The organism is Pseudomonas sp. WS 5021, from assembly GCF_012985535.1.
Lineage (GTDB): Bacteria > Pseudomonadota > Gammaproteobacteria > Pseudomonadales > Pseudomonadaceae > Aquipseudomonas.
This window is the reverse complement of record NZ_JAAQWP010000018.1, coordinates 1-21,646: the sequence shown is the minus strand read 5'-3', so window position 1 is coordinate 21,646 and position 21,646 is coordinate 1. Positions and strand designations below refer to the sequence as shown.

At 59.0% G+C, this 21,646-nt stretch carries 21 protein-coding genes and 3 pseudogenes; 11 read left to right on the top strand and 13 right to left on the bottom strand.

The window, feature by feature from the left end; all coding sequences use genetic code 11:
- Positions 1-365 precede the first annotated feature (365 nt).
- Positions 366-740, top strand: a complete 375-nt coding sequence (gene sdhC, locus HBO19_RS28280) for a succinate dehydrogenase, cytochrome b556 subunit (protein WP_005005993.1) — start codon at positions 366-368, stop codon at positions 738-740.
- Positions 741-1,359: 619 nt separating this feature from the next.
- On the opposite strand, the gene HBO19_RS28275 is transcribed toward sdhC, so the two are convergent.
- The gene (locus tag HBO19_RS28275; protein WP_016486919.1) at positions 1,360-4,326 is read right to left on the bottom strand and encodes a Tn3-like element ISPa40 family transposase; all 2,967 of its coding nucleotides are present in this window, start codon (positions 4,324-4,326) and stop codon (positions 1,360-1,362) included.
- Positions 4,327-4,329: 3 nt separating this feature from the next.
- Positions 4,330-4,890, bottom strand: coding sequence for a recombinase family protein (locus tag HBO19_RS28270; RefSeq protein ID WP_003117272.1), 561 nt, complete (start codon positions 4,888-4,890; stop codon positions 4,330-4,332).
- A gap of 316 nt (positions 4,891-5,206) precedes the next feature.
- Between HBO19_RS28270 and HBO19_RS28680 the strand changes: the two genes are divergently transcribed.
- Positions 5,207-6,511 carry a PAS domain-containing methyl-accepting chemotaxis protein gene (locus HBO19_RS28680; RefSeq protein WP_023101947.1) on the top strand — a complete coding sequence of 435 codons (1,305 nt, stop codon included), beginning with the start codon at positions 5,207-5,209 and terminating at the stop codon, positions 6,509-6,511.
- Between the two features lie 14 nt (positions 6,512-6,525).
- Positions 6,526-6,794, top strand: a pseudogene (locus HBO19_RS28260) (Tn3 family transposase); the annotation flags it as partial.
- 175 nt (positions 6,795-6,969) lie between these two features.
- On the opposite strand, the gene HBO19_RS28255 reads toward HBO19_RS28260, so the two are convergent.
- The 4 genes from HBO19_RS28255 to merR all read right to left on the bottom strand — a co-directional run bounded on the left by HBO19_RS28255 (position 6,970) and on the right by merR (position 10,800).
- The gene (locus HBO19_RS28255; protein ID WP_024015038.1) at positions 6,970-7,941 is read right to left on the bottom strand and encodes an AAA family ATPase; all 972 of its coding nucleotides are present in this window, start codon (positions 7,939-7,941) and stop codon (positions 6,970-6,972) included.
- Entirely contained in the window at positions 7,931-9,568 is a 1,638-nt protein-coding gene (locus HBO19_RS28250; protein ID WP_200876640.1) for a DDE-type integrase/transposase/recombinase, read from the bottom strand. The genes HBO19_RS28255 and HBO19_RS28250 overlap by 11 nt, the downstream gene beginning before the upstream one ends.
- A gap of 4 nt (positions 9,569-9,572) precedes the next feature.
- Complete coding sequence (locus HBO19_RS28245) at positions 9,573-10,148, bottom strand: recombinase family protein (RefSeq protein ID WP_033902375.1); 576 nt, start codon at positions 10,146-10,148, stop codon at positions 9,573-9,575.
- A gap of 217 nt (positions 10,149-10,365) precedes the next feature.
- Positions 10,366-10,800, bottom strand: coding sequence for an Hg(II)-responsive transcriptional regulator (gene merR, locus HBO19_RS28240; protein WP_000429838.1), 435 nt, complete (start codon positions 10,798-10,800; stop codon positions 10,366-10,368).
- Positions 10,801-10,871: 71 nt separating this feature from the next.
- Here merR and merT point away from each other — a divergent pair, with 71 nt between their 5' ends.
- From merT to merE, 6 genes are read left to right on the top strand one after another with little or no spacing between them, the layout of a single operon-like run.
- Positions 10,872-11,222 carry a mercuric ion transporter MerT gene (merT, locus tag HBO19_RS28235; protein ID WP_001294667.1) on the top strand — a complete coding sequence of 117 codons (351 nt, stop codon included), beginning with the start codon at positions 10,872-10,874 and terminating at the stop codon, positions 11,220-11,222.
- Between the two features lie 15 nt (positions 11,223-11,237).
- Complete coding sequence (merP, locus tag HBO19_RS28230; protein WP_000735441.1) at positions 11,238-11,513, top strand: mercury resistance system periplasmic binding protein MerP; 276 nt, start codon at positions 11,238-11,240, stop codon at positions 11,511-11,513.
- Between the two features lie 2 nt (positions 11,514-11,515).
- Complete coding sequence (gene merF / locus HBO19_RS28225) at positions 11,516-11,761, top strand: mercury resistance system transport protein MerF (RefSeq protein ID WP_000654684.1); 246 nt, start codon at positions 11,516-11,518, stop codon at positions 11,759-11,761.
- A complete protein-coding gene (merA, locus tag HBO19_RS28220; RefSeq protein ID WP_032488713.1) occupies positions 11,758-13,404 on the top strand; it encodes a mercury(II) reductase in 1,647 nt (548 codons plus the stop codon). Before merF ends, merA begins: the two co-directional genes overlap by 4 nt.
- Before the next feature lie 16 nt (positions 13,405-13,420).
- A complete protein-coding gene (merD, locus tag HBO19_RS28215; RefSeq protein ID WP_003465059.1) occupies positions 13,421-13,786 on the top strand; it encodes a mercury resistance co-regulator MerD in 366 nt (121 codons plus the stop codon).
- Positions 13,783-14,019 (top strand): broad-spectrum mercury transporter MerE, encoded by a 237-nt coding sequence (merE, locus tag HBO19_RS28210; protein WP_001087809.1) that lies wholly within the window; start codon positions 13,783-13,785, stop codon positions 14,017-14,019. Before merD ends, merE begins: the two co-directional genes overlap by 4 nt.
- Positions 14,020-14,071: 52 nt before the next feature.
- Here merE and HBO19_RS28205 read toward each other — a convergent pair whose 3' ends face one another.
- From HBO19_RS28205 to HBO19_RS28195, 3 genes and pseudogenes are all read right to left on the bottom strand, one after another.
- Positions 14,072-14,686, bottom strand: coding sequence for a recombinase family protein (locus tag HBO19_RS28205; RefSeq protein ID WP_000904941.1), 615 nt, complete (start codon positions 14,684-14,686; stop codon positions 14,072-14,074).
- Positions 14,687-14,746: 60 nt separating this feature from the next.
- On the bottom strand, positions 14,747-15,964 hold the full coding sequence (locus HBO19_RS28200) for a TniQ family protein (protein WP_003465063.1): 1,218 nt from the start codon (positions 15,962-15,964) through the stop codon (positions 14,747-14,749).
- Positions 15,961-16,134 (bottom strand): annotated as a pseudogene (locus tag HBO19_RS28195) (transposase); the annotation flags it as partial. The pseudogene HBO19_RS28195 and the gene HBO19_RS28200, both read right to left, overlap by 4 nt.
- 1,053 nt (positions 16,135-17,187) lie before the next feature.
- Here HBO19_RS28195 and HBO19_RS28190 point away from each other — a divergent pair.
- A complete protein-coding gene (locus tag HBO19_RS28190) occupies positions 17,188-18,813 on the top strand; it encodes a methyl-accepting chemotaxis protein (protein ID WP_020301382.1) in 1,626 nt (541 codons plus the stop codon).
- Between the two features lie 89 nt (positions 18,814-18,902).
- Here the strand turns inward: HBO19_RS28190 and HBO19_RS28185 are convergent.
- The 4 genes and pseudogenes from HBO19_RS28185 to HBO19_RS28165 all read right to left on the bottom strand — a co-directional run.
- Positions 18,903-19,150 (bottom strand): annotated as a pseudogene (locus HBO19_RS28185) (hypothetical protein); the annotation flags it as partial.
- A 219-nt stretch (positions 19,151-19,369) separates the two neighbouring features.
- A complete protein-coding gene (locus HBO19_RS28175) occupies positions 19,370-19,651 on the bottom strand; it encodes a type II toxin-antitoxin system YafQ family toxin (RefSeq protein WP_011282522.1) in 282 nt (93 codons plus the stop codon).
- Positions 19,638-19,901, bottom strand: a complete 264-nt coding sequence (locus HBO19_RS28170) for a type II toxin-antitoxin system RelB/DinJ family antitoxin (protein ID WP_020303033.1) — start codon at positions 19,899-19,901, stop codon at positions 19,638-19,640. Before HBO19_RS28170 ends, HBO19_RS28175 begins: the two co-directional genes overlap by 14 nt.
- 170 nt (positions 19,902-20,071) lie before the next feature.
- Positions 20,072-20,968: a cation transporter gene (locus tag HBO19_RS28165; RefSeq protein ID WP_085986662.1), complete on the bottom strand. Its 897-nt coding sequence runs from the start codon at positions 20,966-20,968 to the stop codon at positions 20,072-20,074.
- A 97-nt stretch (positions 20,969-21,065) separates the two neighbouring features.
- Here HBO19_RS28165 and cadR point away from each other — a divergent pair, with 97 nt between their 5' ends.
- Entirely contained in the window at positions 21,066-21,473 is a 408-nt protein-coding gene (cadR, locus tag HBO19_RS28160; RefSeq protein ID WP_024015046.1) for a Cd(II)/Pb(II)-responsive transcriptional regulator, read from the top strand.
- Positions 21,474-21,646: the final 173 nt, after the last annotated feature.

The window sequence follows — 21,646 nt, the reverse complement described above, 5'->3', positions numbered from 1 at the left end:
TCACCGCCAGCCCAGCTAGACCGCCTGATTGAGCGGCAGAGGCCTGGTCATCGCCCGACGGCCATGGCGGCTGGCTGCTTCGGGGGGCTTGCCTTGGGCAGGGCTGCAGCTTAGGTTGATGACATTGGGGGAACAGCATGCCCTGCAGAACGACACACGTCACTTTTGTTAAATTAATAAGCTAGCTACCTATTGGGCATAACCTTGCAATTTGCTTCAATTTACGCACATGCACTTGCGACCTCAAAATGCAACGTAAGCCCCGAATATCTCCATTATTGTCGCCGCCAGCCTTAGTTACAGCTGCTATGATGAATGAGATCGAAAACTGAAATCCCCCACTAGAATTGTTGACTGGAGTCAAAATGAATAAAAAGCGGCCGGTTAATCTTGATATTCGAACCATTCAGCTTCCTCTCACGGCGCTTACATCGATTCTGCACCGGATTTCAGGAATTATGCTCTTTATTTTTCTGGGACTGATACTGTATATGCTGAGCAAATCGTTGGAGTCAGAAAAGGGTTTTAATGAAGTCAAGGAGATTTTTTCTTCACCTTTCGGCAAAGTTAGTTTCTGGTTGGTATACTCTTCATTTATTTATCATCTCGTAGCCGGAATTCGACACCTAGTTATGGATGTGGGTGTTGGTCATACTTTGAAAGGCAGCAATCGCGCCTCTACTATTGTTTTAGTAGTGTCGGGTGTTTTAATGGTTGCTGGCGCCGTATGGATTTGGTAGCTGTGGAGTCGTAATGCGTATTTACAAGGACTAAAAGCGTCCTTTAAAGCTAACTTACGAAAGTATTTATAATCGACGGTTCACGCTTAAACGGTTGAATCCTTTCGGGCTTCCGAATAGCTGTTAGCTGAAAGCTATCATGAGCTAAGTTTTCTGTGCATCATCAAATGTGTTAATGGGAGCGCCATAGTACTAGGTACAAATATGGCTCTAGGACAATGTTAGATGTTTTGGATTTTGAGGCGGATCGCTCTTATCGAAGATCGTCTAATTCGCTCTGAAGCGCAGGTTTTTTGAAACTATCACCTGGTTGGCACACTGTGCGAATCAACATCAGATATGAGAAAGCCAATCAGGTGAACACTACCCTCGAGGGCTCATCTGTCCAGTTAAAGCCTCGAGTCTTTCTGGGTGCGCAAAAGACAAGAAGGTTATATGGGAAAATTATGAGGCCTGGATACCATGCGTCATGGGCGTGCCGATGCTGTGAGTGACAGAGCGAGAAGCAAGTGAAAGTCCCTGAAGTAGGGGCGGGATGCGCCCGAGTGGCATTTTTTGTCTTAAGGTAGATCGCGTAGCTGTTCTTGGGGAGCCCGCAGAACTCGGAAAAAATCGTACGCTAAGGTTTTCCGAGCTGCCGCAGCGGCCTGAATTTCCCGTCTTCCAGCTTGCGGCTTTGCCGCCAAACGTAATCGCCGGTCAGGTTGATGTGCTCCCAGCCCAATGGCGAAAGGTATTGCAGTAACTCAGGATTAACTGGCTTGCCTGCCTCTTCTCGGGCCTGGGTCGCGCGCTCCAAGTACACGGTGTTCCACAACACGATGGCGGCCGTCACCAGGTTGAGGCCGCTGGCCCGGTAGCGCTGCTGCTCGAAACTCCGATCCCTGATCTCGCCGAGGCGGTTGAAGAACACCGCCCTGGCCAGGGAGTTACGCGCCTCGCCCTTGTTCAATCCGGCATGCACGCGGCGACGCAGTTCCACGCTTTGCAGCCAATCGAGGATGAACAGCGTGCGCTCGATCCGACCCAGCTCGCGCAGAGCCACGGCCAGGCCGTTCTGGCGCGGGTAGCTGCCAAGCTTGCGCAGCATCAGCGATGCGGTGACGGTGCCCTGCTTGATCGACGCGGCCAGCCGCAGAATCTCGTCCCAGTGAGCGCAGACGTGCTTGATGTTCAGGGTTCCGCCGAGCATTGGACGCAGCGTCGGGTAGTCTTGGACGCTATTGGGCACATACAACTTGGTTTCACCGAGGTCGCGGATGCGCGGCGCGAAGCGGAAGCCCAGCAGGTGCATCAGGGCGAAGACGTGATCGGTGAAGCCAGCCGTGTCGGTGTAGTGCTCCTCGATCCGCAGATCGGACTCGTGGTACAGCAGACCGTCGAGCACGTAGGTGGAATCACGCACGCCTACATTCACCACGCGGGTGCTGAACGGCGCGTACTGGTCAGAGATGTGGGTGTAGAACAGCCGTCCTGGCTCGCTACCGTACTTCGGGTTGACGTGGCCGGTGCTCTCGCCTTTACCGCCGGCACGGAAACGCTGGCCATCGGAGGATGAGGTGGTGCCGTCACCCCAGTTGGCGGCGAAGGCATGCCGGAACTGGCTGTTGACCAGCTCGGCCAGGGCCGTCGAGTAGGTTTCGTCACGGATGTGCCAGGCTTGCAACCAGGACAGCTTGGCGTAGGTCATGCCCGGACTCGACTCGGCCATTTTGGTCAGGCCGAGGTTGATGGCATCGCCCAGGATCGCCGTTAGCAGTAGCGTCCGGTCTTTCGCCTGTGCGCCATCCTTCAGGTGCGTGAAGTGGCGGGTGAAGCCCGTCCATTCATCCACATCCATCAGCAGCTCGGTGATCTTGATGCGCGGCAGTAGCTGGCTGGTCTGGTCGATCAGCGCCTGCGCGGTGTTGGGCACCGCGGAATCCAGCGGGGTGATTTTTAGCCCGGACTCGGTGAGGATGGCATCGGGTAGTTCGTTGTCCTTTGCCAGTCGGGTGACAGTGGCCAGCTGCTCGTCCAGCAGCTGCAAACGCTCTTCCAGGTACTGGTCGCTGTTCGGGTTGATCGCGAGTGGCAGCGCCTGTTCCCGCTTGAGTGCGGCGAATTTCTCGGGAGGCAGTAGGTAGTCATCGAAGTCGCGGAACTGCCGCGAGCCTTTGACCCAGATGTCGCCGGAGCGCAGCGCGTTCTTCAACTCGGACAAGGCGCAGATTTCGTAGAAGCGCCGGTCGATGCCTTCCGGGGTGATCACCAGCGGTTTCCAGCGCGGCTTGATGAAGGCGGTCGGTGCGTCGGAGGGCACCTTGCGCAGATTATCGGCATTCATCTCGCGTAGGGTCTGAACGGCATCCAGCACGGCTTGCGCTGCCGTCGCGGCTCGGAGCTGAAGCACCTCCAGAAAGGCTGGGGTGTAGCGGCGTAGCGTAGCGAAGTTCTCGCTGACCAGGTGCAGGTGGTCGAAGGCTTCCGGCCGGGCCAGCAGCTCGGCCTCAGTGACACTCTGGGTGAACTCGTCCCAGGGAATGACCGCCTCGATGGCGGCGAACGGATCGTCACCGGACTCTTTAGCGTCCAGCAGGGCCTGGCCGATCTTCGAGTACAGGCGCACCTTGTCATTGATCGCTTTGCCCTGCTTCTGGAACTGCTGCTGATGCTTGTGTTTCGCGCCACTGAACAGCTTGACCAGGATGCGGTCGTGCAGATCAACCAGTTCATCGATCACGGTCGCGGTGCTTTCCAGTACCACGGCGACCAGCGTGGCATAGCGCCTCTCCGGTTCGAACTTGCCGAGGTCTTGTGGCGTCATCTGCCCGCCCTCGCGGGCGAGCTTCAGCAATCGGTTCTGGTGGATGTGCCGGCCGAGGCTGTCGGGAAGGCCCACCAGTTGGAAAATCTTCAGCCGCTCGATGTGCTCGATCATGTGCCGCGAGTTCGGCTTCAGCGGTGATTGCCGCAACCAGGTCAACCAAGTGCTGTTGCTGCCGGCCTTAATGGTGAGCAGTTCGTCGAGCTTGGCGTGATGCGATGGGTTCAACGGCTCGACCAGGGCGCGATAGACCCGCCGATTGGCGCGTGCAATGGCCTCCGAACACGCCCGGTCAATAACGCTCAGCGTCGGCAGGATGCGCCGCTTCTGCCGCAAGCTCTCCAGCGCCTGCCCGGCCAGCAGCAAGCCCTTGTCGGTCTGCTGGGCCAGCTCGGTCAACTCGCGCACCAGGGCGCGGAAGTCCGACAGACCGAACGGGGCCAGTTGCAGGTAGGTGCGCAGTTCCAGAGCGTGCTCGCGGCGGGTCACGTCGCGCTCACCGTACTTCGCCCAACTCGCGGGGTCGGCTTGGACTTGCTTGGCCACCCACTGGATCACGGGCTCGGGTAGCGCCGTGTCGTTGCCCAGCGCATAACCAGGGTAGCGCAGCAGGCAGAGCTGCACGGCGAAGCCGAGGCGGTTGCCATCGCCCCGCCGTTGACGGATCAGGGACAGGTCGGAGTCGTTGAAGGTGTAGTAGCGGATCAGGTCATCCTGGCTTTCTGGCAGCGCAAGCAGGGTGTCGCGCTCCGTAGCCGAGAGAATCGAGCGACGCGGCATGGTTCAGTCGTCCGTGCGAAGGTACTGGTAGAGGGTTTCACGGCTGATGCCGAACTCGCGTGCGAGCTGAGCCTTCGGCTCGCCGGCAGCGGCCCGCTGCCGCAACGTGATGGCTTGATCGTCGGAGAGAGCTTTCTTGCGGCCCCGGTAAGCACCGCGCTGCTTGGCCAGGGCGATGCCCTCGCGCTGCCGCTCGCGGATCAGGGCGCGCTCGAACTCGGCAAAGGCCCCCATGACCGACAACATGAGGTTGGCCATGGGCGAGTCCTCGCCGGTGAACACCAACCCCTCCTTCAAGAACTCGATGCGCACGCCGCGCTTGGTCAGCCTTTGCACCAGACGGCGCAGATCGTCGAGGTTGCGCGCCAGGCGATCCATGCTGTGCACCACCACGGTATCGCCTTCGCGGACGAATCCGAGCATGGCTTCCAGCTGCGGGCGCTGGGTGTCCTTGCCCGAGGCCTTGTCGGTGAACAGCTTGCCGATCTCGACCTGCTCAAGTTGGCGTTCCGGGTTCTGGTCGTAACTGCTGACCCGAACGTAACCGATGCGTTGTCCCTGCAAGATGCCTCCATAGGCTGGATGGGCGGTAGGGCTTACGTTGGTTTTTGGTTCCATTGCGCCCTAAGCCTTGAATTTGTCAGGTTGGAATCTATGACCTTGGCAAGCATGTGTCAAAGAATGTGAAAGCAGACTCTATTCTGACGGCGCAGCGTGGCCATTCCTGACATCCAGTTAGGGTATAGCTCAATATGACACATGGCTGCAAATCGCTAATTTTCCAACTATAAAGAGCTATGCTCTCAAGAAGCGGTTGCGCTAACCGATACAGTATAAATTGGGCCCCAAGTATTATTTTATTTGCACAAAGGTAATGATTATGTTTTTCAATAAAAACAAACAACTGCTGGACACAGAAAATAAGCTCTCAGAACTACAGCGGCAGCTTGATTCAATAAGTCGAAATGTCGCGGAAATCAGATTCAGGCCAGACGGGAGCGTAATCTATGCGAGCAATATCTTTCTAGAGATGCTTGGTTACAAACTCGAAGAAATAGCAGGGCAGCACCACAGAATTTTCTGCGAAAAGAATTATGCTAACACAGCTGATTATTCGCGCTTCTGGCAGAAATTGGCTGACGGCCATCTTCAATCAGGTTTATTTAGGCGGCTGCGCAAAGACGGTAACTTAGTATTGATTGAGGCTACTTATATTCCAGTTCAAAATCAAGATGGAAAAGTTATTGAAATCATTAAGATTGGCTCAGATGTCACTCAGAGAGAAAACGAGTTACTCTCACTAAGAGCCGTCCATGCAGCCATCTCCCGCTCGATGGCGGAGATCGAGTTCACACCTAACGGTGACATCCTGCATGCAAATGAGAATTTCCTCCGTGCTATGGGTTATCGCCTCAGCGATATCAAGGGTCGACACCACCGAATGTTCTGTTTCGATAATTTTTATCAAGAAAATCCAAATTTTTGGCAGAGTTTAAAGGGAGGAACTTTTTTAAGCGGGCAATTTGAGCGCAAGACCGCATCGGGAGAGACCATCTATCTTGAGGCCACCTACAACCCCGTCATTGATGAAGCCGGCCAGGTTGTGAAAGTGTTAAAATTTGCCACCGACGTCAGCTCGCAGAAGCATAAGGCTGATGAAATCCGTCAGGCCGCAGAGCTTTCCTTCACCACCGCCGAGGAGACATCTCAAATTTCCGTGCGGGGCATGGAGTCCCTTGCTAGTTCAATTGAACTATCTCAGGGTACATTTAATTTAATAAACGGTGCGGTTATTTCGATTACACAGCTAAATGCTCAGGCTAAAGATATCGAGAAAATTGTTACCATCATCCAAGGCGTGGCAGAACAAACTAACTTACTAGCACTTAACGCCGCAATTGAAGCTGCCCGAGCGGGTGAAATGGGCCGAGGCTTTGCTGTAGTAGCCGACGAGGTTCGTCAGTTGGCAGCTCGAACTAGCAGTGCCACCGTGGAAATCCAGAATGTGGTAACTGCTAACGGAAAGCTTACTCAGCAACTGAATATAGATATGAACAGCATCGCTAGAAGCGCCGAAGAAAACAACGATCAGATCGCAACTGTAACAACTATTATGCGTGAAATCAGTGACGGTGCAGACCATGTTGCCCGTACCGTATCGACGTTGTTCAAAGACAATAGCTAGTGTCCAGTTTTAGGCAAAATCAGGATCGGAACTTCGAGCCGCAGCGCTACAGAGCCAGAAGCCCAAACTTGGTGACGGCCATCGTGCTATGGAACACGATGTATCTGGAGTGCATCACTTGGGGCTGGTCGAGGCTGGCAAGTCGGTGGGCGGCGAGCTGCTGCAATACCTATTGCCGCTGGGCTGGGAGCACATCAACCTGACTGGCGATTACGTCTGGCGGCAGAGCCGCAGGCTGGAGATCGGGAAGTTCAGGCCGCTACGATTGCCCGGAAAACCTTAGCTGTAGCGGCCTGCATTTAAAAACGTCCCGACCTGCAATCAATACGATTTTCGACCGGAATTAACTGCGACTGACCGGCCCGGCAAACCAGCATTAACTGCGAATGAGCCTGCATTGATCCGCGCCGACCTGCATTCCATCGTCGCCAGCCTGCATTATTTGCAAATGACAGGACTCAGATAGGCAAGCCCGCTGCCAGCATCTTGTCACGTAACTCAACCGCCCGCGCCGGGTCTAGCGCATTACTGAACAGAGCCTTGATTTCGGTGGGTTTGGCATCGAATTGCTCCACTAGATCCTTGATGCGGTAGCCGTGACGAGTGAGGGTTGGCTCCAGATCATCCAGTTGGCGCGACAGCACCGATTGCACGAGTTCCGCCGAAACGGGTTTCTCGCCGGTCAGGTAGCCGGCTTCCAGTGCCAGGCTGAGGTGCAGTTGGATTTGCAGTGGCGTGCGCAGTTTAGTGGCGAGTAGGTCGATCGCGTCTTCGGTCAGAATCGACTCGGGTTCGACCTTCCCCGCAGTGCAGGTTTCCAGCAGCCACTGAATGTATTCCCGCTGACTGCCAGCAATGCCATCGAGCGAGAAGATGTCGGTGCGGTAGCCGATTTCCTCCATCGTCGGTCGGCGCAGGTCGTTACGCAGCTTGGGATGCCCGGCCAACACGATCGACAGCCGCCCGTCACCGTCCTCCACCAGCTCCATCAGACGCTTAAGACCGGTCAGGGTATGGCCGTTGAGGTCATGGGCCTCATCGACGAACAGGGCGACCGGGCGCTTGTTCTTCCTCACCAACTCGCGTAGGTCACGCTCACGCTTTTCGCCCTGGGTGGGGATGCGTACCTGCTTCTCGGTGGAGAGGTCATAGAAGAGCGCTGCGATGAAAGTGGCCAGCTTGATGCTGTGCTTTTCAATGGCGAGAGACTTGGAGACCGTGATCTTCTTTTCCTCTTCCATCGCTTGTTGAAGCCGGCGCAGCATTACGGTCTTGCCGCTGCCGATGACGCCGCACAGTGCAATCAGCCGTCCTTCGAAGATCGCCCCCTTGATGTCCTTGATCAACTGCTGATGGTGGGCGGTTTCAAAATAGCCGGCCTGGTTCAGTGGCAACGCCAGTCCGTAGTGCTGCATTACTTCAGCCCGCATGTTCTTCTCCTGTTTTCTTATGGCGGAAGTAGCCCCGCACGCGCTCCAAGACAATGCGGCGTGTCAGGGTTTCGCTCAGCACCTGATGGATGAAGGCTTGATCGTCGGGAGAGAGCTTAGCCAACGGCTGCGCTAGGTCATCGGCAATGGCGAGCTTGGCGGCGATGGCATTGGGAAACCGGTATTCGTGCGCCTCGGCATCGAAGGGTTGGCGTGGCAGTGCCGTCGGAATAATAGAGGGTGTGAGTCGCACATCGTCGCCAGCCAATGCGGCGATAGGCAGGCCAAGCTGGCCGGCTAGCAAGCGGATGCGATCAGAGCGCTCATCCGCCTTGCCGCGTTTGAAGGCGCGGTAACGATGTAGGGGAATTGGCCCGGAGACGGGGTAGTAAGGTCCGAAGCGCTCCCCCTCGAACTCGGCATAGAGTTCGTCATCGAACAAGCCCCAGAGCAACACCACGGTTTCGCCCGCCATGTCGGGCTCCACCTCGTAGGCCGTGCCGTCGATGGTGACGCGGGCATCGACGCCGACCTTGCGTCGTTCCGGCTCGCGGGCAAAGCGGCAAAACTGTTCCCAGGTGCACATTTCGCGCAGGCCCTCGACGGGCAGGTTGGCCAGCCAGTCCTCAATCCGCGAATGCGGTTCGGAGCGATGATCCTGCACGTTGTAGGTGCGCACCAGATAACGCAGCAGCCACTCATTGGCCTGCGCTTCGGTTTCCGGTTTGTGGAAGTGATACAGCGTCTCGTGGGCTTCCTTCACCGTGCGGAAGGGGCGCTCCACTTTGCCTTTCGAGCGAGCCGTGGTGCGGGTGCCATCCTTGCCGGCCGGGATGTGTGTCTGCCATTCGATGTCCAGCGCCTGCATGACGTTCTGGAATACTCGGCGTTTGGCCACCGGGCCGTTGTCCAGGTAGATCATCTTCGGGCGGCCTTGGAAGGGAAAAGTCGGGTCCGCCTTCAGCGTCATGGCGTTGAACAGGAAGCGCAGCGCTGACTCCGCGTCCTCGCCATATACACAGTGGTACTCCTGATAGGCCACTCCGCTGCGGTCATCCACCACGCTGAACAGCATCAGCGTCGGCATGCCCCTAGCCGGATCGATCCAGTCCGGCTTATCGATGTGCTTGAGGTCGGAGGGCGACAGGTCGAACTGCCAGCAGTCATTGCTGTGCGCAGCCTGAAAGCGGGTGGCCGGTGGTTGCCGCAACAGCCGCGACTGGTCCAGGTGCCAGCGGCTTAGGTACTCGTTCACCGTGCTGCGGGTCAGAACCCCTTTGGGCGCCTTGACCAAGCCTTGCTCGGTTTCCACCCCATAGCCCTCCAGCAGCTCGATGGCACGGCGGGTAGATAGGTGCCGCCCTTGTTTGTTGGTGGTGCGCAGTTTCAGCGCGGCAATTAGCTCGCAGTAGCGCTCCAGCTCGGCCTGCTGCAATACCCGCGGCTTACCATGGTCGGCGCGGTGAGCCGCGTGGGGTTTATGGATGAGGTTCAGCGCCCGGTATACGGTGCTTGGGGACACGCCGTACAACTCGGCTATCGCGGCCACCTGAGTAATCCGTTCCGGGCTTTTCTTGGGCAGACGGTCGAGCCGCTGCCGCAACTGCATCAGCGAATCGGTCGGGATGGCTTTACGCCGCCCGCTGGGCATCACGCTCGGCCTCGGTGAGATAGTTGTAGAGCGTCGAGCGGCCGATGCCCATCATCCGACAGATTTCCGCCACGGTATGTTTCCGCTCATGGTAGAGGCGCAGGGCAAGCTCCTGCTTGGCCGGGTCGAGCCGTTTCTTGCGTCCGCCCTTGCGGCCTCGCGCCCGTGCAGCGGATAAGCCGGCTTGGGTGCGCTCGCGGATTAGGTTGCGTTCGAACTCGGCCAAGGCACCGAACAGGTGAAACACCAGGCGGCCACCAATCGAGGCGGTGTCGATGTTTTCCTGCAAGCTGCGCAAGCCGACGCCGGCGGCGTCCAATTGCTCAACCAGCCGGATCAGATCCTTCAGCGAGCGGCCGAGGCGATCCAGGCGCCAAATCACCACGGTGTCGTCACGGCGTAGCGTGGCCAGCAAAGCGGTCAAGCCAACCCGCTCAGCCTTGGCACCGCTGGCGGTATCCTCGAACACCCGCTCGCAGCCGATCTTCGCCAGAGCATCGCGTTGCAGATCGAGGAGTTGGTCGTCGGTCGAGACGCGGGCATATCCAATCAACATGGCGTTGTCCAACTATTCAGCGATAGTTCAGTGTAGTCGGATACTGAAAGATGGAGACTGTAGTTGGATGCCAACGATGCGGGTTTGCGTGGGAATTGCTGTCACTTTCAGAAGGCGACAGCACGAAATATCAAAAGTCGACCGCACGGTCTTTTCTGACGTTGGAGTCGCCTCAGAAAACGGAAAATAAAGCACGCTAAGGCGTAGTTCCCTCGGGCTACACCGCGTCCGCACTGCGCGGTTCTTTCTTCCCTTGCAGTGACGCAATCAGCGGGCAGGAAACGTTCCCCTTCCGCGCATGGCAGGCGCACACCAAATCAGACAGCACGGCCTCCATGCGCGCCAGGTCAGCCATCCTCTCGCGCACGTCCTTGAGCTTGTGCTCGGCCAGGCTGCTGGCTTCCTCGCAATGGGTGCCATCCTCCAGCCGCAGCAGCTCGGCGATCTCATCCAGGCTGAAGCCCAACCGCTGGGCTGATTTCACGAAGCGCACCCGCGTTACATCCGTCTCGCCATAGCGGCGAATGCTGCCGTAAGGCTTGTCCGGTTCCGGGAGCAAGCCCTTGCGCTGATAGAACCGGATGGTCTCCACATTGACCCCGGCCGTCCTGGCGAAAACGCCAATGGTCAGGTTCTCCAAATTGTTTTCCATATCGCTTGACTCCGTACATAACTACGGAAGTAAGCTTAAGCTATCCAATTCAGATTCGAAAGGACAAACGTATGTCTGAACCTCAAAACGGGCGCGGCGCGCTCTTCACTGGCGGGCTGGCCGCCATCCTCGCCTCGGCTTGCTGCCTCGGGCCGCTGGTTCTGATCGCCTTGGGGTTCAGCGGCGCTTGGATCGGCAACTTGACGGTGTTGGAACCCTATCGCCCCATCTTTATCGGCGTGGCGCTGGTGGCGTTGTTCTTCGCCTGGCGGCGCATCTACCGGCCGTCAGCCGCCTGCAAACCGGGTGAGGTTTGCGCGATTCCCCAAGTGCGAGCTACTTACAAGCTCATTTTCTGGGGCGTGGCCGTGCTGGTTTTGGTCGCGCTCGGATTTCCCTACGTCGTGCCATTTTTCTATTGATCACAGGAGTTCACCATGAAAAAGCTGCTTTCCGCCCTTGCCCTCGCTGCCGTTGTTGCCCCCGTGTGGGCCGCCACCCAGACCGTTACGCTGTCCGTACCGGGCATGACCTGCTCGGCCTGTCCGATCACTGTCAAGAAGGCGATTTCCAAGGTCGATGGCGTCAGTAAAGTTGACGTGACCTTCGAGACGCGCGAAGCGGTGGTCACCTTCGATGATGCCAAGACCAGCGTGCAGAAACTGACCAAGGCTACCGAGGATGCGGGCTACCCATCATCAGTCAAGAACTGATCATGAAAGACCCGAAGACACTGCTGCGGGTCAGCATCATTGGCACAACCCTCGTGGCGCTGTGTTGCTTCACCCCTGTTCTGGTCATTTTGCTCGGTGTGGTCGGCTTGTCCGCGCTGACCGGCTATCTGGACTATGTGCTGCTGCCTGCGCTGGCGATTTTCATCGGCTTGACCATCTACGCCATCCAACGAAAACGCCAAGCCGATGCCTGCTGCACCCCGAAATTCAATGGAGTAAAAAAATGACCGAAATCACCGTGAATGGCATGACCTGCACATCCTGCGCCACCCATGTCAAAGATGCTTTGGAAAAGATTCCCGGCGTGAATGCCGCTGTGGTGTCCTATCCAGAAAGCCGCGCGCAAGTCATGGCAGACACCGCCGTGAGCCACAACCAACTGCTGGCCGCCATCGCCGCATTGGGTTATCAAGGCTCGATCCGGGTTGGTGATTTCAAAGATGAACCAAAAATCCGTGATGCACTTGAGGGCGCCGGTTTGCATATCGCCATCATTGGCAGCGGCGGGGCCGCGATGGCGGCGGCGCTGAAGGCCGTCGAGCAAGGCGCGACGGTCACGCTGATCGAACGCGGCACCATCGGCGGCACCTGCGTCAATATCGGCTGTGTGCCGTCCAAGATCATGATCCGCGCTGCCCATATTGCCCATCTGCGCCGGGAAAGTCCGTTCGACGGCGGTATTGCGGCAACTGTGCCTGCGATTGACCGCAGCAAACTGCTGGCCCAGCAGCAGGCCCGTGTCGATGAACTGCGGCACGCCAAATACGAAGGCATCCTGGACGGCAATCCAGCCATCACCGTTTTGCACGGTGAAGCGCGTTTCAAGGACGACCAGAGCCTGGTCGTCCGTTTGAACGAGGGTGGCGAGCGCGAGGTAACGTTCGACCGCTGCCTGGTCGCCACCGGTGCCAGTCCGGTCGTGCCGCCGATTCCGGGCCTGAAAGAGTCACCCTACTGGACTTCCACCGAAGCGCTTGTCAGCGACACCATTCCCGCACGCCTGGCCGTGATCGGTTCGTCGGTGGTGGCGTTGGAACTGGCGCAAGCCTTTGCCCGGCTCGGCAGCCAGGTCACGATCCTGGCACGCAGCACCTTGTTCTTCCGGGAAGACCCGGCCATCGGCGAGGCCGTGACAGCCGCTTTCCGCGCCGAGGGCATCGAGGTGCTGGAGCACACGCAAGCCAGCCAGGTCGCCCATGTGAACGGCGAATTCGTGCTGACCACCGGACACGGTGAATTGCGCGCTGACAAGTTGCTGGTTGCCACCGGTCGGGCACCGAATACGCGCAGCCTCGCGCTGGACGCGGCGGGGGTCACTGTCAATGCGCAAGGGGCCATCGTTATCGACCAAGGCATGCGCACGAGCAACCCGAACATCTACGCGGCCGGCGACTGCACCGACCAGCCGCAGTTCGTCTACGTGGCAGCGGCCGCCGGCACCCGTGCCGCGATCAACATGACCGGCGGCGACGCAGCCCTCAATCTGACCGCGATGCCGGCAGTGGTGTTCACCGACCCGCAAGTCGCCACCGTGGGCTACAGCGAGGCGGAAGCGCACCACGATGGCATCGAGACCGACAGTCGCACGCTGACACTCGACAACGTTCCGCGAGCGCTTGCCAACTTCGACACACGCGGCTTCATCAAGCTGGTCATCGAGGAAGGTAGCGGACGGCTCATCGGCGTGCAGGCGGTGGCCCCGGAAGCGGGCGAACTGATCCAGACGGCGGTGCTCGCCATCCGCAACCGCATGACGGTGCAGGAACTGGCCGACCAGTTGTTCCCCTACCTGACAATGGTCGAGGGGTTGAAGCTTGCGGCGCAGACCTTCAACAAGGACGTGAAGCAGCTTTCCTGCTGCGCTGGATAAAAAAAGGAGGTTTTCAATGAGCGCCTACACCGTGTCCCGGCTGGCCCTTGATGCCGGGGTGAGCGTGCATATCGTGCGCGACTACCTGCTGCGCGGATTGCTGCGTCCGGTGGCGTGCACCCCGGGCGGCTATGGCCTGTTCGATGATGCCGCCTTGCAACGGCTGTGCTTCGTGCGGGCGGCCTTCGAGGCGGGCATCGGCCTGGACGCGCTGGCGCGGCTGTGCCGGGCGCTGGATGCTGCGGACGGCGATGAAGCGGCCGCGCAGCTTGCCGTTCTGCGCCAGTTCGTCGAGCGTCGGCGCGAAGCGTTGGCCGATCTGGAGGTGCAGTTGGCCACCATGCCGACCGAGCCGGCACAGCACGCGGAGAGTCTGCCATGAACAGCCCCGAGCGCTTGCCGTCCGAGACGCACAAACCGATCACCGGCTACCTGTGGGGCGCGCTGGCCGTGCTCACCTGTCCCTGCCATTTGCCGATTCTCGCCATTGTGCTGGCCGGCACGACGGCCGGCGCGTTCATCGGAGAGTACTGGGGTATCGCAGCCCTCACGCTGACCGGTTTGTTCGTCCTGTCTGTGACACGACTGCTGCGGGCCTTCAAAGATCGATCATGAGCGCTTCCCATTGAGACAAACCACGCTGTCGCTACGTTGCCTCATGCCGGCATCAAATTCGGCTGAGTAGCTTCTCGCCATCTGGACGTAGCTCACCCTTGGGTGAAACATGCCGATACAGGGTCTGCCGCGTGACGCCAAGTTCCTGGCACAGGTCGCCGACCTTGGTCTCTGGCTGACCCATTGCCGCCATCGCCAGCCGCAGCTTGGCGGCGGTCATCTTGAACGGCCGGCCGCCTTTCCGCCCGCGCGCGCGGGCCGAGGCTAGGCCGGCAATCGTGCGCTCCGCGATCAACTCGCGCTCGAACTCGGCCAGGGCGGCGAAGATGCCAAAGACCAGCTTGCCGGCGGCGGTCGTGGTGTCGATGGCCGCGCCGTGCCCGGTTAATACCTTCAAGCCGATGCCGCGCCCAGTCAGGTCGTGCACGGTGTTGATGAGATGTCGCAGGTCGCGTCCGAGCCGATCCAGTTTCCACACGACCAGTGTGTCGCCAGTTCGCAACGCCTTCAGGCAGCTCGTCAAGCCGGGCCGATCCTCGCGCATGCCGGATGCCTGGTCCTCGTAAAGATGTACTGGATCGACCCCGGCGGCAATCAGCGCGTCGCGCTGCAAATCGGTAGCCTGGGAGCCGTCCGCCTTCGATACCCGCATGTAGCCTATCAGCATGTCGTACCTGTCACATATACGTTCGATTATGTGACAGTGTGAGCCAGAAAGTTCTCGCCGTCAAAAACTGTCACTTAACCCGTCATTTAGTCTAAGACCTGCAAACGGCCATTCAGGCTCGTAATGTGACAAAAACTCCGGCGGGATGCCCTCCTTGGTGAACGTGGCGCGCAAACGTTCCAGGGATTCGGGGTCGCGTCGCCCGTAGGACGCCAGTGTGAACAGCAAGCGGGCCGTCTCCGGGTTGTGTCGCGCTTCAATGATGGCCTCATCGATGGCCTGGGCTGCTCGTTGCCAGTGGTTGATGGGTTCCGGCTTCGGCACCTTCGCCGGCAGGCCGTTGGTGAAACCAGTGTGCGGCTCCGTCTGAAACAGCGCGGCCTGTTCCCCGCGCGGGATCAGCGCCTTTGACTCGATCAGCGTGATGGCGGTGGCCGCCGCCTCCAGCATCTGCCACTGCACCGCCGGGGCCAGAATCTCGTAGGGACGCCACAGACTCTGCCCGGCGCGCAGCGGATGGCCGCAGCGCTCCCAGACATGGCGGATGCTCGCCGAGCAACTGCCGCAGTGCGAGAGCGGCGTGTTCAGCTCATCAAGCAGGGTGCGCAGCAGCCGGAACCACAAGCCGGCGTGGACACGCCGACGCGGCAGCTCCACAAAACCCGTCGTCAGCGCCTGCCAGGTGCGCCGGTCCATGCAGGCGATTGCGTCATCGGCAGGGCGCGGCGCAGCATCGGCGATTTCCCACTGAAGATACCGGCCGGGCATGCCCCAGTAGGACTCCAGCCAGCAGCCATGCTGCGGGCAGCTCAGCATCAAGGGGAGCTGCCAGACGAGTAGCACAGCTTGATTCGTTGGATCGTTCAGACACTGCGGACACGCCCGGCGAATCGTCTGGCTCGGTAGCCAGGCACGCCAGCGAGTGATGGACCGCACCTTGCGGGTGCGCTTGGGCAGGAGCACCGCGCATTGGAATGTATAGGTTTCCAAGGCTGCTGGTACCGAATCGTCGAGACTGTCGAGCAGCCACGGCACCCAGCCTGCAAGACTCATGCTGCGCAACCGCTCCAGCTCGACGCCACTGCGCTGGCAGAGCGCCGTCAGCAACGACAAGGATGGTGCGGTATCCAGGTCATCAAGTTGGCTGTGACCAAGATCGTGGGCCAGCAGCTCGTGCACGTCCATCTGGTAGCAGGCGGCGACCCGGTTGAGCCATGAGGACAGGGCTTCGCCTTCCTTGGGTGCCGGATGCAGCGGCCAGCGCGGCGCGGACTTCACATCAGTTCCCGCTCGAACTGTCGCCGCCGCTCACTGGGGCCGATGTAGTCGGCCATGCTGAGCGTGCGGTGGTTGATCGCTTCCTCGCCACTCTCCACGGCGGCGACGGCCGCCGCCACCAGCAGATGTGCAAGCTCGCCGATGGTGCCTTCGCTCCGGGTGAGCAGGTAGCTGTACCGGCTTGCAATCGAAAACGGCCGTGCTCGCAATCAGCGCAATTTCCGGCTCAGATTAACTGCGACTGACGGAGCCGTCTGGCTCAGATTATTTGCGAGCGAGCTTGCATTCAGCCGCGCCGGCTTGCATTCCATCGTTCCCTACTCACATTAACTGCAACTAGCCCCGTCTTTAGAGGTGGTAAAGATGCCGATGATGGCCATGGTGTTCTCCTTTCGGATTCATGGTCGCGCCCATCGCGTCCTTGTTGTGAGCCGATCGGCGGGTGAGGGCCGAACGCACTGCCAATGCAGCCGAAACGTAGAGAAGGACCTTGAGCTCCGAACAATTTGTTGCGCGAGAAAGCCGCTCGCCGGCGGGGAAAATGTTCGGTGGGAACGGTTGTGGGCCCAGGTCCGATCCCGCCAGGATTCACGACGACTCAAGGACGCATGGCTGACCGGCCGGACAGGAGTATTGGCCGACTCTAAACACCAGTCGTAGGCGCTGGAATCTCGCGACATGCGTAGCCCTTGCTTGGCGAAAAATATTCCCGATCGCCGAGCGCTCGATCTGACATTCGTCGTTCGGTATAGTAAAGAGTGCAGACCAGGCAGATAGGGGCGCCGGTAGCTTAAGGCCAAACCAGAGACGAGCCGCGCGAATGCTCGCCGAGGACCCGGTTTTCAAGCGCATGAGCTTATTTGACCGCGACGGAAACTTGGTCTCCTCAAGCCACGCGGATGAACCGCAAAAACTCCCTGCGGGTTGGCTGTCGCAACTGCGCGAACACACGGGTAGAAGTGCCCCGGCCAGGCGCGGAGGCTTCGATGAGCGCGGATCGGACATCTTGTCCTAACGGTCGACCCCGCCAGCGGGGGCTTCGTCAGCACCGCGCTGCAATTGCCGGCAGGGCTCTGGGACAACCATCTGCGTCTGGTCTGAAAGCGTTCAAGTATCGCAGCGGTACGCCGACATAAGGGGGCGAACGAACGGTCATTTGGCTGACCGCTCGCTCAATCTTGCGTATGACTCAAGCGCCCCCCTTTCGATACGAGACCGCCCAGATGCTCTTGAAAAAATCCCTGCGCGCTCAGCTGCTCACACTGATCGGCGGCAGCCTGTTGGTGATATTGCTGATCGCCTTCGCCAGTTTTTCCTTCTTGTCGGATGACATTTCCAAGTATCAACAACTACTCAAGGGTCCGATCGAAACGTCGCGCCTGATCGACGAAGCCAACGTGGAATTCAAAGTGCAGGTGCAGGAGTGGAAGAACGTCTTGCTGCGTGGCAAATCACCTGAAGCCTTGAGCAAGTACTGGCAAAGCTTCGAGAACCAGGAACGAAAGGTCCAGGACATCCTGGGCAGACTCGTTGAGCGAAGCGAGCACAACCCTGCCCTGTCAAAGCAGCTCCGCGACCTGCACGAGGAGCACCGGCGCCTCGGCGCCGCCTACCGCGCGGGCCGTGCGGCCTACATCGCCGGCGGAAACGATCCATTCGCCGGCGACGAGGCGGTTCAAGGCATCGACCGTGCCACCAGCGAACAGCTCAGTGGTTTGGTCATCCAGCAGCGCGATTCGGCGCTGCATCGTTCGGAAACCATCAGCGAAGCCGCAGATCGTAAAATAGTCGTCGGCTCGTTGGTAATGCTAGCCGCTGGCGTTTTCATCGCCTTGCTCAGCCTATGGTTGGTAAACCGCAATCTGATCGCCCCCATCCGTCACCTGATCGACCACATCGCCAAGCTCAGCCAGGGCGACTTTGCACAGCGCGTCGATGCGTCCCGTGCTGACGAATTGGGACGTCTGGCAGTTGCCGCGAATATCCTGCGTGACTTCCTTGCCGATACGTTCACCCTCCTGCAACGCAACACCTCGGACCTGGACAGCGCCAGTGGTGAATTGAGCGCCATCGCCGCACTGATGGGCCAAGGCACTCGCGAGCAGTTCTCGCGCACCGATCAGGTCGCTACCGCCATGCATGAAATGTCCGCTACGGCGCAGGAAGTCGCCCGTCACGCCGCCGAAGCCGCGCGTGCAGCGGATGCGGCCGATCATTCGGCGCAGCAGGGTGAGACCATGATGCGTTCGACTATCCAGACCATTACCCACATGCGCGGCGAGATCAGCAACACCGCCGAGGTAATACGCCGTCTGGAGACCGATAGCGGTCGCATTGGCAAGGTGCTGGAAGTTATTCGCGGCATCGCCGACCAGACCAATCTGCTGGCGCTAAACGCAGCCATCGAAGCCGCCCGCGCGGGCGATGCCGGACGCGGGTTTGCCGTCGTTGCCGACGAGGTGCGCACGCTGGCCAGGCGCACCGCCGACTCCACCGCTGAAATTCATCAGATTATCGACACGGTGCAGACCGGCGCGGTGGATGCGGTGCGTGCGATTGAAAATGGACAAACCCGCAGCAACGAAGGTGTCGAACAGGTTACGGAAGCGGGCAGCATGCTTCAGCGCATCACCCAAGAAGTCGAAGCGATCCGCGACATGAACCGTCAGATCGCTACCGCTGCCGAAGAGCAGACGTCCGTGGCGGAAGATATCTCGCGCAATCTGACCGAAATTACCGCCATCGCCACCACCAACCAGGACAATGTCGAGCGTACCGAGGCAGCCAGCCAGAACCTGCATACGCTGTCGGCCCAGCTCAGCGAAGTGACGCACCGCCTCGCGGGCTGACACAGGCTCTGCTCCGGCCCTAGATGATCGGTGTCACCACGTTGCTAGGTCCGACTCATCCGAGTTCGAGGGAGTTGGGGCAGGGCCGATCAACATGGCTTGTCTCGTGCTTGGTCGATTCGTTCCTGCATCGCCTGCATGACTTCTCGTGGGTGTACGACTTGGCGTTGGGGTCGTCGGCCTCACGGAGAGCTTCTTCGACCTCGCGGGTCATCCGCTCATATTCTTCTGGCCACAGCGCTTGCTCCATGCGCAGCGACGCCTGCCCCAGTAGGTGCAGACCGAACAGACGCATGTCATTGGTGGCGATGACGTGCTCTCGAATCCGCACCTGGATCACCTCATCGCCAGTTGATGCAGCTTCAACAGGTCGGTGCGCAGTTGCGGAGGCCCGCCGTCTGCGTTGTCACTCAATCGCCGCGCAGCTCGTCCACGGCATCGACTGCCCGCAGCAGTGCGGTGGTATCGAAACTCTCGGGAGTCAGTTCGTTCCAATCGTCGTCGGTGATGCTGATTGTCATGTAGCTTCTTTCCTTGTCCTGGGCAGACCCCGGCGTTACAGGCCAAGCTCGCTATGCGATCCGAGACGCACGAGTTGCAGCACGGCGTCATCCGGCTTGCGGTAAATCAACACCAGGTCGGGCTTGATGTGACAGTCCCGGTGGTCTTTCCAGTCGCCGGTGAGGGCGTGGTCACGGTGCTTCTCGGCCAGAGGCTGGTTATTCGCCAGGGCTGTGACGACGGCAATGAAATCGCTCGCCAGCGTCTGACGATGCGGGCCTTTGGCTTCGCGTTTATAATCGCGTTTGAACCGGCTGGTCTGTTCAATCGTCCGCATTCAGATCCGCCATCAGATCCTCGACGGAAGCGAACGACTTCAAGCCGCCACGGCGCGCTTCCTTCATCGCCTCGATGGTGGTGGCGTTCGGAATCAGCGGCTCGAACGGCAAGGCTTTCTCGCGGGCGACTCGGGTCAACATGATGCGGAAGGCGTCAGACACGGTGAGTCCCATCGCTGCCAGCACGACGGTCGCCTCTTCCTTGATGTGCTCGTCGATACGGGCACGGACTACAGCATTTGCGGACATGGTTTGATCCTCCAGATTGATGAGCTACATTGTAGCTCAATCCTTCCAGGAGTGCACCCAGCACACCTCGCCAGAGGCGTCTATCAAACGAAGGTTTATTGGACTGTCCGTACCATTGATGTTCACTTGTAGAAAGTGAGCCCATCGCGATGGAATACAGGATCGGTTGGTCAGGCTTTCAATGCCAGGATTCGGCGCGCACCGTTCAATACGATGAGGCCAACGACCGTACCAATCACCAAGTCTGGGTAGGGAGAGCCCGTCCACGCAACCAGCGCGCCGGCGACGATAACGCCAATGTTCGCGAGCACATCGTTGGCCGAAAAAATCCAGCTCGCTTTCATGTGTGCACCGCCTTCGCGATGGCCATAGATCATCAAGAGACAGCTGGCGTTTGCGACGAGTGCAACTAAGCCAATCCCCATCATCAGCATCGACTCAGGTTCGCTGCCATAGTGGAAGCGTCTAGCCACCTCCACGAGTACGCCCAGTGCCAACAGGATCTGAAAGAAACCCGCCAGGTGCGCAGCGCGAACTTGCAGCTGTGCACTGCGGCCGACGGCAAAGAGAGCCAAGCCATAGACGGCAGCATCCGCAAACATGTCCAGCGAGTCGGCAATAAGGCCCGTCGACTGAGCGATCAACCCTGCGCCCATCTCGATAACAAACATGGCAGCGTTGATGCCGAGCAAAATTTTCAGGGTGCTCGCCTCTTTCGACGCCGCTAATTCCTCATCAGCGCGATTGGTCGAGGCTGCTTCCTGACTAGCTGGTTGAGTCCCCAGTAGCGCTGCCCCTAGACCCAGGGACTCCAGCTTGGTAGTGATTGGGTCAACCGCCCCGTCATGGAAAGCGAGTACCTGCCTGCTGCTCAGATCAAAGGACAACGAACGAAGCTCAGGCAAGCTATTCAGCGCGAGCCGAATCATTCGCTCTTCCGAAGGGCAATCCATCTTGGGTACAGAAAAATGGCTGACCCAGGCTCCTTCGGTCGAGGGCGCGCTCGCTGCTTCAGCAGGCGCTGACACTGAACCGCAGCCACAGGATTTTTCACACGAGCTCATGATCCGCCTCTCCTATCAGGTTCAATTCTGGCAATTGAAAACCATATAGCAGGTATAGGGTCAAGCCTGGATATACTGGCTGTTTATCGAGGAGCAGCCTATGCGCATTGGTCAACTTGCACAGCTGACGGGAGCGGACATTCAGACCATTCGTTTCTATGAGCGCCAGGGCCTGCTTGCATCGCCCAATCGCCAGGCAAATGGCTACCGAGCCTACGAAGCGGATCATGTGGAGAAACTGCTGTTCATCCGCCGTTGCCGGTCCTTTGGCATGTCGTTGGACGAAATTGGTGTTTTGCAGAGCGTTCAAGCACAGCCGCAGCAACCGTGCGCGGCGGTCAATACGCTGCTTGATAGCCATATCGCCCAGGTCAGGGCCCAGATCGCATCCTTGCAAGCCCTGGAAAACCAGTTGGTGACGTTACGCAGCTGCTGCGATGACGAACGACAAAGCCTGGACTGCGGAATACTTTCGGGTCTAGTGGAGGGAGGCAAACGGCTTCCATAAGGCGCGCTAGAAAAGTGCCATTCGCTTCTGCTCAAAGCGTAGAGCTTGAATCGCCCCTAGTTTCGTAGACACCTCCAAGCCTTAAAATGAGGCCCATTAGGAGGTGCCATGAGCAACCAGCGATATCCCGAAGAATTCAAAATCCAGGCGGTCAAACAAGTGACCGAAAAGAA